Below are 12,616 nucleotides of genomic sequence, written 5' to 3'. Positions count from 1 at the left end.
GCGCCCGGCGTTACGGCGTGCTAGTCCTGCCCGTACCGCGGATCGACCGACTCGGGGGCCAGCCCGAGCAGCTCCGCGACCTGCTCCACCACGATCTCGTGCACCAGCAGCGCCCGCTCGTCGCGGCTCTTGGTACGGATCTCCACGGGACGCCGGTAGACCACCACGCGCGCGGGGTGGCCCTCGTCGGACGCGATCACCCCACCGAGCGGCACCGGCTCGTCCGACCACTCGTCGGCCTCGTCGGGCCCCTTCGTTCGGGGCACGTCGAGCACCACGAAATCGACCTCCGCCAACTGCGGCCAGCGCCGCTCCAGCCGTTCGACGGAGTCCTGTACGAGATCGCCGAACATCTCCGCCCTGCTGGCCGAGAGCGGCACCTGGGGCGGAGCCACCGGGCCGCGCATGCCGCGGCCGTGGCGGTCACGCCTGCGCGGCCGGGGGCCCGCCTGGGGCTGGTCGGCGGGCTGGGGGCCCGCGGGGGGCGGGCCGGGGGATCGGTGCGGTCCGGAACTGTCCATCACTGACGCAGCGTAGCCCTCCCGGGAGCGCGACGAACCCGCTCCCGCCAGGGCCCTCCGCCCTTCGGCCACCTGTCGCCGAATGATCTTTTCAGCCAAGTCGGGGCTCAATATCGCATCGTTAACGACCCTCGCGCCTGCGCAAGTTGCTCGTTTTGTCGCCCTTCGTGACCAGGGTGCCCAGGGCGTGGCCGCGCCCGCCCGCGCCTCCCCGCAGGTCGGACCGGTCCCTCCGGGGGCGGCCGCGTAACCGGTCGAGGGGCGACACGGAGGGGTGACGTCGGGGGCGAGTCGTCGCGGCCCGTTCAAGAGTGCGGTACCGTCCAACGTCGTGAGCCCTGTACGTCGCTGTTCGCGCACCGCGTGCGGCCGCCCTGCTGTCGCGACACTGACGTACGTCTACGCGGACTCGACCGCAGTCCTCGGTCCGCTCGCCACCTACGCCGAGCCCCACTGCTACGACCTGTGCGCCGAGCACTCGGATCGGCTGACCGCCCCCCGTGGCTGGGACGTGGTCCGCCTCACCGACGGCTCCGCCCCGGCCCGCCCCAGCGGCGACGACCTCGAAGCCCTCGCCAACGCCGTGCGCGAGGCCGCCAGGCCGCACGACGCAACGGCCGGCCCCGACACCCCCGGCCCCACCGGCGGGCGCACGGGCAATCCCGCCTCCACCGCCCGCCGCGGACACCTGCGGGTGCTCCGCTCGCCCGAGTAACGACGCCGCCCCGGCCCCCCGCGGCGGGCGCCCCGCGCACCGGCAGCGCACCTCCCGCAGTCCGGCAGCGACAGGCTCCACCCACCTGCGTACGGTCCGCAGGGTCCGAAGAACCCCCGTACGGGTAGTTTGAAGGGCCCAACAGGACTTTCAGGAGGGGTGGCCGTGGCTGCTGATCTGTCGCAGATCGTCAAGGCGTACGACGTCCGTGGAGTGGTACCCGACCAGTGGGACGAGTCCCTCGCGGAGCTGTTCGGAGCCGCCTTCGTACGGGTCACGGGCGCCGACGCGATCGCCGTCGGTCACGACATGCGCCCCTCTTCGCCGGGGCTCAGCCGCGCCTTCGCCCGTGGTGCCGCGGCCCTCGGCGCGGACGTCACCGAGATCGGCCTCTGCTCGACGGACCAGCTCTACTACGCGTCGGGCGCGCTGGACCTCCCCGGCGCCATGTTCACCGCCTCGCACAACCCGGCCCAGTACAACGGCATCAAGATGTGCCGTGCGGGCGCGGCCCCGATCGGCCAGGACACCGGCCTCGTCGAGATCCGCACCCTGGTCGAGAAGTGGTCGGAGACCGGCGCCCCCGCCCCGGCCGCCACGCCGGGAACCGTCACGCGGCGCGACACGTTGACCGACTACGCGGCCCACCTGCTCTCCCTCGTCGACCTCTCCTCGATCCGCCCCCTGAAGGTCGTCGTCGACGCGGGCAACGGCATGGGCGGCCACACGGTCCCCACCGTCTTCGAGTCGCTGCCGCTCACCCTGGTGCCGATGTACTTCGAGCTGGACGGCACCTTCCCGAACCACGAGGCCAACCCGCTCGACCCGAAGAACATCGTCGACCTCCAGGCCCGCGTACTGGCCGAGGGCGCGGACCTCGGGCTCGCCTTCGACGGCGACGCCGACCGCTGCTTCGTCGTGGACGAACGCGGACAGGGCGTCTCGCCGTCCGCCATCACGGCCCTGGTCGCCGCCCGCGAACTGGCCCGCAACGGCGGCAGCGGCACGGTCATCCACAACCTGATCACCTCCTGGTCGGTCCCCGAGGTCGTCCGCGAACACGGCGGCACCCCCGTCCGCACCCGGGTCGGCCACTCCTTCATCAAGCAGGAGATGGCGAACTCGGGCGCGATCTTCGGCGGCGAGCACTCCGCGCACTACTACTTCAAGGACTTCTGGAACGCGGACACCGGCATGCTCGCCGCTCTCCACGTCCTGGCGGCCCTGGGCGGCCAGCAGGGCACCCTCTCCACGCTGGTCTCCTCGTACGACCGCTACGCAGGCTCCGGCGAGATCAACTCGACCGTCGCCGACCAGGCGGCCAGCACGGCCAGGGTCTCCGCCGCGTACGCGTCCCTGGACGGCGTCACCGTCGACCACCTCGACGGGCTGACCATCACGTCCGCCGACTGGTGGTTCAACCTCCGCCCGTCGAACACGGAGCCCCTCCTGCGGCTCAACGTGGAAGCCCGCGACGAACCCACCATGCAAAAAATCCGCACCGAAGTCCTCACCCTCCTCCACCCCTGACCCTCACCACCCCCCGGGCGCCGGAACCGCCCGCCCCCCTTTGCCCCCAGCCCCCTTGGGCGGCGGGGCCGCCCGCACCCTTACCTCCGAGCCCCTTTGGGTGCCGGGGCCGCCCGCACCCTTACCCCCCAGCCCCCTTGGGCGGCGGGGCCGCCCCCCGGGGGCGGAACGGGCGGGCAAGGGGGCGGCCCCCGGCGGAGCCGAACACCCCGGTCCCGCCCACCCCGGCGGACCCGCAACGCTCCGACCCCGCCCCACCTACACCCCATACCCCCGCACCGCACCGCCGCCCCGACCCCCCAACCCACACCCCCACCACCCCACCCCAGCGGTACCCTGACCTGGTCCAACCCCCAGCCCAAGCCACCACACCCCACCCCGACCCGCGAAGGACCCCTCATGCCCCTCGAAGCCGGCCTCCTGGAGATCCTCGCCTGCCCGGCCTGCCACGCCCCCCTCGCGGACGAAACGGCAGCCCCCACGCCGGAACTGGCCTGCACCAGCAAGGACTGCGGCCTGGCATACCCCGTACGCGACGGCATCCCGGTCCTCCTCGTCGACGAAGCCCGCCGCCCCGCCTGACCCCGGCCAACCCACCTCCGGCCAACCCACCTCCGGCCAACCCACCTCCGGGTACCCCCCAGGGCAGCCCCACCTCAGGGCACCCCACCCAGGGCACCCACCCAAGGCAGCCCCACCCAGGGCCCCCCGCCAGCCGGCCTCCGGCGACCCCACCCCGCAAGTCCCATCCGCGCACCGCACCCCACCCGCGCAACGCGATCGGAGGCTTCACCCCATGCTCGACGAGTCGCTCCTCGATGCTCCGGAAGCACTGGCCCGTGCCGACCACCGCGGACTCCTGCGCGGCGCAGCCGACGCAGGGGCCCGGGTACGAACCGCCGTCCGGCACGCCACCGAGGCCGGCCTCTCCGCGCTCAAGCCGGAGGGCCGCCCCCGTGCCGTACTGATCGCGGGCCCGGGCGCCGCCGCCACAGGAGTCGCCGACCTGCTGGGCACCCTCGCCGGTGCCGCCTGCCCGGTGACCCGCCTGCGCCCGACCGGCGTGGCCTCCGCCGCGGGCGCCCTGCGCTGGACACTGCCCGGCTGGGCCGGCTCGGTCGACCTGCTCCTGATCGTGACGACGGACGGGGCCGAGCCCGGCCTCGCCGTCCTCGCAGAACAGGCCTACCGCCGCGGCTGCACCGTCGTCGCGGTCGCCCCGCAGCGCTCCCCGCTCAGCGAGTCCGTCAACGGCGGGCACGGCATGGTCGTGCCCATGGCCACCGCCCCGTACGAGGAGTACGACCAGGGCACCACCGCAGGGCCCGGCGCCCTCTGGGCACTGCTCACCCCGCTCCTGGTCCTCCTCGACCGCGTGGGCCTCGTCACCGCGCCGCCGGACAGCCTCCAGCTCGTGGCCGACCGCCTCGACCAGACCGCCGAACGCTGCGGCCCCGCCGTGGTGACGTACAGCAACCCGGCCAAGACCCTCGCCGCCGAACTGGCCGGCTCACTCCCGCTGGTCTGGACGGAAGGCACCGTCGCGGGCCCGGCGGGCCGCCGGTTCGCCGCCGTGCTGGCAGAGCTCGCCGGCTGCCCGGCCCTCGCCGCCGAACTGCCCGAGGCCCTGCCCGCCCACGGCATGCTCCTGGTCGGCTCCCACGCCGCCGGAGCCGATTCGGACGACTTCTTCCGCGACCGGGTGGACGACCCGCAGGCCCTGCGCGCCCGGGTGGTCCTGCTGCGCGACCGCCCCACCGGCGGACTCTCCGCGGCCCCCGCGGCCCGCGAACTGGCCCTGGGCAACGACACGGCCCTCAGTGAACTCGAACCCGCGGAGGGCAGCGAGCTGGAAAGCCTCGCCGAACTCCTCGCCCTCACCGACTTCACGGCCGCCTATCTGTCCCTCGCCTCCTCCGCACTTCCTTCCGACTGACACCTCCTGCGACTGACACCTCCTGCGCCTCACACCTCCTGCGACTGACACCTCCTGCGCCTCACACCTCCTGCGACTGACTCGTACTGCCCCGGCCGTCCCGCGCCGCCTCCCCGGCACCCCACGGCCCCGGATCGGAAAGAGCCACCATGGACCGCCTCTCCAACACCGTGCGCCCCTACGCCTGGGGTTCCGTGACCGCCATCCCGGAACTCCTCGGCACCGAGCCCACGGGTGAACCGCAGGCCGAACTCTGGATGGGCGCCCACCCCGGCGCACCCTCCCGCCTCACCCGCGCACAGCCCGGCCGGCCCCCGGAGCCCCAGGCGCTCTCCGACGTCATCGCCGCCGACCCCGCAGCGGAGCTCGGCCCGGCAGCGGTACAGAAGTTCGGCCCGCGGCTGCCGTTCCTCCTGAAGGTGCTCGCCGCCGGAGCACCGCTCTCGCTCCAGGTCCACCCGAACCTCGCCCAGGCGCAGGAGGGGTACGCCGACGAGGAACGACGCCAGGTCCCGGCGGACGCCCCGTACCGCAACTACAAGGACGCCAACCACAAGCCCGAACTGATCTGCGCGCTCACCGAGTTCAACGGACTGTGCGGCTTCCGGGTTCCCGCCGAAGCGGCCGAAGTCCTCGAATCCCTCGGCGTCGACTCCCTCAAGCCGTACGCCGATCTGCTGCGCGCCCACCCCGAGGAAGCGGCACTCCGCGAGGTACTCACCGCCGTACTGAGTGCCGGCCCCGAAGAGATGGCCGCCACCGTCACCGCGACCGCCGCCGCGGCGGACCGCCTTGCCGCCGCTCCCGGCACCCCGCCCGCCGCGGCGGCCGCGTACGCGATGTACGCCTCCCTCGCCCACCACTACCCGGGCGACCCCGGTGTCCTCGCCGCGATCCTCCTCAACCACGTCCGGCTCCAGCCCGGCGAAGCGCTGTTCCTCGGCGCCGGCGTCCCGCACGCCTACCTCGACGGCCTTGGCGTGGAGATCATGGCGAACTCCGACAACGTGCTCCGCTGCGGACTCACCCCCAAGCACGTCGACGTCCCCGAACTCCTGCGCGTCGTCCGCTTCGAGGCGCGGGACCCCGGCATCCTCCGCCCCGAGGCGTCCGCGCGGGGCGAGGAGCGCTACGAGACGCCCACCGACGAGTTCCGCCTCTCCCGGTACGTCCTGCCGGAGGGCGCCGCTCCGGTGGACCTCCCGGCCGGAGCCCCGCAGATCCTGCTGTGTACGGACGGCACTCCCGGGGCAGGTGAACTCTCTCTCGCACCCGGGCAGTCCGTCTTCGTACCGGCGGGAGAAAACACCGAACTGTCCGGTCCGGGCACCGTTTTCCGCGCCACCGTGGTGGTCTGACGCACCACGGGTCTCCGCCGCCGCGCCAAGCTGCAACAATGTGCGGCCGTACCCCGCGGCGCTCGGGCCGCAGCACCCAGGACACCTCAGGAAGGAACCCTGCACCCATGAGCGCGTCAGGCGGAACAAAGGCGATCGTGGCGGCACTCGCCGCCAACCTCGCGATTGCCGTGGCCAAGTTCGTCGCCTACCTCTTCAGTGGCTCGTCCTCGATGCTCGCCGAGAGCGTCCACTCGCTCGCAGACTCGGGCAACCAGGGCCTGCTGCTGCTCGGCGGCAAGAAGGCGAAGCGCGAAGCCACTCCGCAGCACCCCTTCGGCTACGGCCGCGAGCGTTACATCTACGCCTTCCTCGTCTCCATCGTGCTCTTCACCGTCGGTGGCATGTTCGCCATCTACGAGGGCTACGAGAAGATCCACGACCCGCACGAGATCGAGGCCTGGTACTGGCCGGTCGGCGTCCTGGTCTTCGCGATCATCGCCGAGAGTTTCTCCTTCCGTACGGCGATCAAAGAGTCCAACCTCACGCGCGGCAACCAGTCCTGGAAGGACTTCATCCGCCGCTCGAAGGCCCCGGAGCTGCCCGTCGTCCTTCTTGAGGACCTCGGCGCGCTGGTCGGCCTGATCCTCGCCCTCGTCGGCGTCAGCCTGGCCCTGGTCACCGGCAACGGCGTCTGGGACGGCATCGGCACCCTCTGCATCGGCATCCTGCTGATCATCATCGCGATCGTCCTCGCGGCAGAGACGAAGTCCCTCCTGCTCGGCGAGGCCGCCGGCACGGACGAAGTCGAGAAGATCCGGGCCGCGGTCGTCGACGGCGACACCGTCACCCGCGTCATCCACATGCGCACGCTCCACCTCGGCCCCGAGGAACTCCTCGTCGCTGCCAAGATCGCCGTCTCGCACGACGACACGGCCACCGAGATCGCCGCCGCGATCAACGCGGCCGAGGACCGCATCCGCGCCGCGGTCCCGATCGCCCGCGTCATCTACCTGGAGCCGGACATCTTCAGTGAGGCGGCAGCGGCCTCGGGCGGGAACCCGGGACGCACCCCCGGCGGCCCGCCCACCGAGCCCGCCCACTGACCCACGGCCCCAGCACCCCGCGCGCCCTCCCGCGACCGAAGGCCCCCGCCCACCCGGCGGGGGCCTTCCGCGCGCTCTTCTCCCCGCGCCGAAACGCGCGAAGCGCGCGACTAAGCGGGAGTGGCCCCGGCACGCCCGGCCCGGCGCCCGCCGGGGCAGAAGATTTCCAGCCCCGGCTGCCACCGCCGGGGCGGGCGCACGCCCCGCACCCGACCAGCGGCATCTCGCCGCCACGGGCACGAGCGGCAGCTTCTGTTGCGCCGCCCAATGTCGTGAAGCAGGCGAATTGCCCCTACCCGCCACGTCAATTCCGGCCAGGATCACACCCGGGGTGGGCTGGGGGCCGCTGGGCCGATCGGTGTAGGTTCGTAACCTAGCCAGACGTCGCTGCTGATGGCGGTCGGGCGGTCCGCGGACCGGCCGAGGGAGAGAGGGCCTCCGACGGACTGCGCTGCGAGTGCCCGGGCATTCGTATGCCCGCCGCCGCAGATCAGCCGTAACCACCTCGAACCACCTCACGAGGAGCAGCTCTACATGACGACTGTCGCCACCGGCCAAGACTTCAAGGTCGCCGACCTCTCCCTGGCCGCTTTCGGCCGCAAGGAGATCACCCTGGCCGAGCACGAGATGCCCGGTCTGATGTCGATCCGCCGCGAGTACGCCGCCACGAAGCCGCTGGCCGGCGCCCGCGTCACCGGGTCGCTGCACATGACGATCCAGACGGCCGTACTCATCGAGACGCTGGTCGCCCTCGGCGCCGACGTCCGCTGGGCCTCCTGCAACATCTACTCCACCCAGGACCACGCCGCCGCCGCGATCGCGGTCGGCCCGGACGGCACCCCCGAGAACCCGCAGGGCGTCCCGGTCTTCGCCTGGAAGGGCGAGACGCTGGAGGAGTACTGGTGGTGCACGGAGCAGGCGCTGACCTGGCCGAACACCCCCACCGGCGGCCCGAACATGATCCTGGACGACGGTGGCGACGCCACCCTCCTCGTCCACAAGGGCGTCGAGTTCGAGAAGGCGGGCGCCGCTCCGGACCCGTCGACCGCGGACTCCGAGGAGTACGCGCACATCCTCACGCTCCTCAACCGCACCCTCGGTGAGAACCCGCAGAAGTGGACCCAGCTCGCCTCCGAGATCCGCGGCGTGACCGAGGAGACCACCACCGGCGTCCACCGCCTGTACGAGATGATGCGTGACGGCCAGCTGCTCTTCCCGGCCATCAATGTGAACGACGCCGTCACCAAGTCGAAGTTCGACAACAAGTACGGCTGCCGGCACTCCCTGATCGACGGCATCAACCGCGCCACCGACGTCCTCATCGGCGGCAAGGTCGCGGTCGTCTTCGGTTACGGCGACGTCGGCAAGGGCTGCGCGGAGTCGCTGCGCGGCCAGGGCGCCCGGGTGATCATCACCGAGATCGACCCGATCTGCGCGCTCCAGGCGGCGATGGACGGATACCAGGTCGCGACGCTGGACGACGTCGTCTCCATCGCCGACATCTTCGTCACCACGACGGGCAACAAGGACATCATCATGGCCGCCGACATGGCCAAGATGAAGCACCAGGCCATCGTCGGCAACATCGGCCACTTCGACAACGAGATCGACATGGCCGGACTGGCGAAGGTCGAGGGCATCGTCAAGGACGAGGTCAAGCCGCAGGTCCACACCTGGACGTTCCCCGACGGCAAGGTCCTGATCGTGCTGTCCGAGGGCCGTCTCCTGAACCTGGGCAACGCGACCGGGCACCCGTCCTTCGTGATGTCCAACTCGTTCGCGGACCAGACGCTGGCCCAGATCGAGCTGTTCACCAAGCAGGAGGAGTACCCGACCGACGTCTACGTGCTGCCCAAGCACCTCGACGAGAAGGTCGCCCGCCTCCACCTCGACGCCCTCGGCGTCAAGCTCACCACCCTCCGCCAGGAGCAGGCCGACTACATCGGCGTCAAGGTCGAGGGCCCGTACAAGCCGGACCACTACCGCTACTGAGCAACCGGCGTCACGCCGCCCCACAGCGGTGGACAGGACCACGGACAGCTCCGCCCGCGCCAGGTGACCGCAACAGCCCGCTGAGGCCGTCACCCTGCCCGGGCACCCGCTGTCGGACAGGCCCTCGGAGTACGCTCCGGGGGCCTGCCCCGTGCCCGGCCCAGAAAGACCCGAGGACCCCATGCCCCGCGGCCGCTATTCGCTCCACGACACCCACGACCACACCCCTCTCGGCGAAGAACACTTCCACTGCGCACCAGGCCCCTCCGGCTGGCGCTACGTATCCCAGACCACCACCCCCTCCGGCGACCACGCCGGCTCCGTCGACCTGGCCCTCGACGAACTCGGCCGGCCCATCCGGCTCGAACTCCACGCCTCCAGCTGGCAGGTACGGGGCGCCGCCATCGACGGCGTCACCTGGGTCCGTACCGACCCGGCCGGCGAGCACGCCGCCGAAGGCAATGTCCGCGCCCACGCCTTCACCGGCACCTCCCCGGCATTCCTCATCGCCACCGCCCGCCTCCTGCGCCTCACCCCCGCTTCCCCCGCCACCCGCGTCCGCCTGGTCGCCTTCACCGACCCGGTCCTGGCACCACGTACGCTCGACCAGTCCTGGGCCTTGCTGAAAAGCGAAGCACACGCCACTGACAACGGCCCCCTGATGGTGGACGAGTACCAGGTCAACGCCCTGGACACCGGGGAGCAGCACCGGATCCACATCGCCAGCGACGTCGTGCTCTCCGCCCCGGGCATCGAACTCGAACACCTGGAAACCCCACCGTCGGTCTTCCCCACCGACCCCACCGACCCCACGGCCCTCGACCCGACGGCCCCCGGCGACACCGGCCCCTAGCCGGCCAACCTAACCAGGCGGCGCGAAACCCGTGGCCGGAGCCCCGTCCGACTCTCCACCACCGGACCGCCCCGCCCCGGGCACAGGCTCGCCCACCCCGGCACCCGGCCCGCCCTGCGAAGCTCCCGCTCCCGCACTTCCAGCTACGTCAGGCACGCCCGCCCCACTGGCTCCGTCACGCGAGCCCGCCTCACCGGATGCTTCACGCGGGGCTGGGCCACCCTGGCCCACCCCACCAGCTCCTTCACGCGGGACCGGAGCACCCAGGACCGCCACCCCCGGACCCGACCCCGCATCCCCAGTCGGCCACGGCGCCGGCGTCGGCCCGGGTCCTGAAACCGACCTGTGCCCAGGTCCCGCATCCGGTCCCAGCACAGGCCCCGGCGCCAGGCCCGGTCCCGAAGCCGACGCCCCGGCCCCGAACGCCCGCCTGGCATCCCTCGCCCGGCGCTCCTGCACCACGGCCGCCAGGTAGGCAGCCGCCGGCACCCCGGGAGGCACCGGAACCCCGGTGAAGCCGGCCAGATCCCCGGCCAGCCGTCCCGCCACGGCCCCACCGACCTGCGGATCCAGCTGCCGCATCCGCGTCAGGTACTGCCGTACGGCAAGCCACAGCGCATCCGGCACCCGCGACAGATCCAGTCCGCCGAACCGGCCCACCAGCCACGGCGGGGGAGGCGGTACGGCGTCAGTCCGACCGGTCGACACCCGCTCCCGCACCACCAGCGTCCCGGCGAAGACGTCCCCGATCCGCCGGCCACGTTCGGAAACCAGCGAAGCCATGCAGGCCACCACCCCGAACGTCATCAGGATCTCGACGACCCCGACCGCGCCCCGCACCAGTGCGTGCCGAAACCGGATCGGCCCGCCGTCGTCCCGCACCACCCGCAACCCGCAGGCCAGTTTGCCGAGCGACCGCCCGCGCGTGAGCGTCTCCACCGCGATGGGCACCCCCACCAGCACCAGCAGAAACGAGGCCACCATCACTGCCGCGATCGCGGCGGGGTCCAGCGAAGCGGTGGCCAGCGCCAGCCCCAACGTGACTCCCATGTACGTGGTCCCGACCACGGCCAGATCGATCAGAATCGCCAGGGCCCTGCTCGGCAGCCGAGCAGGGCGTACTCCCAGCACGACCGCATCGCCCGTCACGAACTCACTCACCGGTGCCCACCTCTCGCAGCCCTTCCCCGCCCCTGAAATCCTCAGTCTGCCAAGCTGATCCCCAGCGCGCGCAGTGCTGTGCCTTCCCGACGGACCCGGACCCAGTTCCTGGAGCAGCAGCCGACCATGGACCTCGACGTCTTCGTGACCGCCCACCACGCCGAGTGGGACCGCCTCGACCAGCTCCTGGGCCGGGGCCGCCGCCTCACCGGCGCCGAGATCGACGAACTGGTCACCCTCTACCAGCGCACGTCCACCCACCTCTCGCTCCTCAGGTCCACCACCCCGGACCCCACGCTCATGGCCCGGCTCACCCAGCTCGTGGCCCGGGCCCGCTCGTTCGTCACCGGTACCCGCCGTGCCTCCTGGCGCGACGCGGCCCGCTTCCTGACGTCGGGATTCCCGGCCGCCGTCTACCTCTCACGCCGCTGGTGGATTCCCACCGCGCTGCTCTCCACCGCGCTGGCCGCGGTGATCGGCTGGTGGATAGCCACCCACCCCGAGGTCCAGGCCTCGATCGGAGCCCCGTCCGCCCTCCGCGAGATGACCCGCCCCGGCGGCCAGTACGAGGCGTACTACTCCAGCCACCCCGCCGCATCCTTCGCCGCCCAGGTCTGGACGAACAACGCGCAGGCGGCGGCCATGTGCCTGGTCCTCGGCGCGTTCCTCTGCGTCCCGGTCCTCTGGATCCTCTTCCTCAACATGCTCAACCTCGGCGTAGGCGTCGGTCTGATGTCATCCGCCGGCCGCCTCGACACCTTCCTCGGCCTGGTCCTTCCGCACGGCCTGCTGGAGCTCACCGCGGTCTTCGTCGCCGCCGGTACGGGTCTCCGCCTCGGCTGGACCCTCATCGATCCTGGCCCGCGCACGCGCAGATCCGCCATGGCACAAGAAGGCAGAGCGGCCCTGGGCATGGCGATCGGCCTGGCGCTGGTCCTGTTCGTCTCGGGCGTCATCGAAGGCTTCGTCACGCCCTCCGGCCTCCCGACCTGGGCCCGCATCTCCATCGGCGTCGCTGCCGAAGCCGCCTTCCTGCTGTACGTCTACGTATGCGGCGGTCGAGCGGCCCGAGCAGGCGAGCGAGGCGACGTGGAACTCGCGGACCGCAACACCGAGCTCCCCACCGCCGCCTGAGGTGCGAGAACCCCTCCTGACCTGCTAATCTCCTCCTCGCCCCGAAAAACCATTGACATGGTTCCAAGGGAGAGGTAGATTCGAACGGTTGCCTTGAGTTGGACAAGCTCGACGGCCATAAGCTAGAGTCTCCCTCGCTCTCACGGAATATCAATTCCATTGAGAGCCCCCCGATTCCCTTTCAGAGTCACTGAAGCCGATTAGCTCGGCCAAAATGCTTCTGATAGAGTCGGAATCGCCGGAAAGGGAAAACGCGAAAGCGAAAAACCTGGAAAGCACCGAGGAAATCGGCACTGGAAACAGTCTGATAGAGTCGGAAACGCAACAACAC

The 12,616-nt window shown here is 71.6% G+C and carries 11 protein-coding genes; 9 read left to right on the top strand and 2 right to left on the bottom strand.

Annotation, left to right across the window (positions count from 1 at the left end; all coding sequences use genetic code 11):
• Positions 1 to 20: 20 nt before the first annotated feature.
• Positions 21 to 521 (bottom strand): metallopeptidase family protein, encoded by a 501-nt coding sequence (locus ACFWVV_RS28505; RefSeq protein ID WP_384355247.1) that lies wholly within the window; start codon positions 519 to 521, stop codon positions 21 to 23.
• 274 nt (positions 522 to 795) lie between these two features.
• Here ACFWVV_RS28505 and ACFWVV_RS28500 point away from each other — a divergent pair, with 274 nt between their 5' ends.
• The 8 genes from ACFWVV_RS28500 to ACFWVV_RS28465 all read left to right on the top strand — a co-directional run bounded on the left by ACFWVV_RS28500 (position 796) and on the right by ACFWVV_RS28465 (position 9,990).
• A complete protein-coding gene (locus ACFWVV_RS28500) occupies positions 796 to 1,236 on the top strand; it encodes a DUF3499 domain-containing protein (protein WP_384355249.1) in 441 nt (146 codons plus the stop codon).
• A gap of 165 nt (positions 1,237 to 1,401) precedes the next feature.
• Positions 1,402 to 2,766 carry a phosphomannomutase/phosphoglucomutase gene (locus ACFWVV_RS28495; RefSeq protein WP_384355251.1) on the top strand — a complete coding sequence of 455 codons (1,365 nt, stop codon included), beginning with the start codon at positions 1,402 to 1,404 and terminating at the stop codon, positions 2,764 to 2,766.
• 399 nt (positions 2,767 to 3,165) lie between these two features.
• A complete protein-coding gene (locus tag ACFWVV_RS28490; RefSeq protein ID WP_384355253.1) occupies positions 3,166 to 3,348 on the top strand; it encodes a Trm112 family protein in 183 nt (60 codons plus the stop codon).
• A gap of 214 nt (positions 3,349 to 3,562) precedes the next feature.
• Complete coding sequence (locus ACFWVV_RS28485; RefSeq protein ID WP_384355255.1) at positions 3,563 to 4,702, top strand: SIS domain-containing protein; 1,140 nt, start codon at positions 3,563 to 3,565, stop codon at positions 4,700 to 4,702.
• Positions 4,703 to 4,851: 149 nt separating this feature from the next.
• Complete coding sequence (manA, locus tag ACFWVV_RS28480; RefSeq protein ID WP_384355257.1) at positions 4,852 to 6,060, top strand: mannose-6-phosphate isomerase, class I; 1,209 nt, start codon at positions 4,852 to 4,854, stop codon at positions 6,058 to 6,060.
• 107 nt (positions 6,061 to 6,167) lie between these two features.
• Complete coding sequence (locus ACFWVV_RS28475; protein WP_384355259.1) at positions 6,168 to 7,145, top strand: cation diffusion facilitator family transporter; 978 nt, start codon at positions 6,168 to 6,170, stop codon at positions 7,143 to 7,145.
• A gap of 534 nt (positions 7,146 to 7,679) precedes the next feature.
• Entirely contained in the window at positions 7,680 to 9,137 is a 1,458-nt protein-coding gene (gene ahcY, locus ACFWVV_RS28470; protein WP_384355261.1) for an adenosylhomocysteinase, read from the top strand.
• A gap of 181 nt (positions 9,138 to 9,318) precedes the next feature.
• A complete protein-coding gene (locus ACFWVV_RS28465; protein WP_384355263.1) occupies positions 9,319 to 9,990 on the top strand; it encodes a hypothetical protein in 672 nt (223 codons plus the stop codon).
• Between the two features lie 9 nt (positions 9,991 to 9,999).
• Here the strand turns inward: ACFWVV_RS28465 and ACFWVV_RS28460 are convergent, their stop codons facing one another.
• Positions 10,000 to 11,151: an RDD family protein gene (locus ACFWVV_RS28460; RefSeq protein ID WP_384355265.1), complete on the bottom strand. Its 1,152-nt coding sequence runs from the start codon at positions 11,149 to 11,151 to the stop codon at positions 10,000 to 10,002.
• A gap of 126 nt (positions 11,152 to 11,277) precedes the next feature.
• On the opposite strand from ACFWVV_RS28460, the gene ACFWVV_RS28455 reads away from it, so the two are divergent.
• Positions 11,278 to 12,285 (top strand): stage II sporulation protein M, encoded by a 1,008-nt coding sequence (locus ACFWVV_RS28455; protein ID WP_384355279.1) that lies wholly within the window; start codon positions 11,278 to 11,280, stop codon positions 12,283 to 12,285.
• Positions 12,286 to 12,616 lie beyond the last annotated feature (331 nt).

Source organism: Streptomyces sp. NPDC058663, assembly GCF_042716745.1.
Taxonomy (GTDB): Bacteria; Actinomycetota; Actinomycetes; order Streptomycetales; family Streptomycetaceae; genus Streptomyces.
This window is presented reverse-complemented; position numbering and strand designations above follow the sequence as displayed.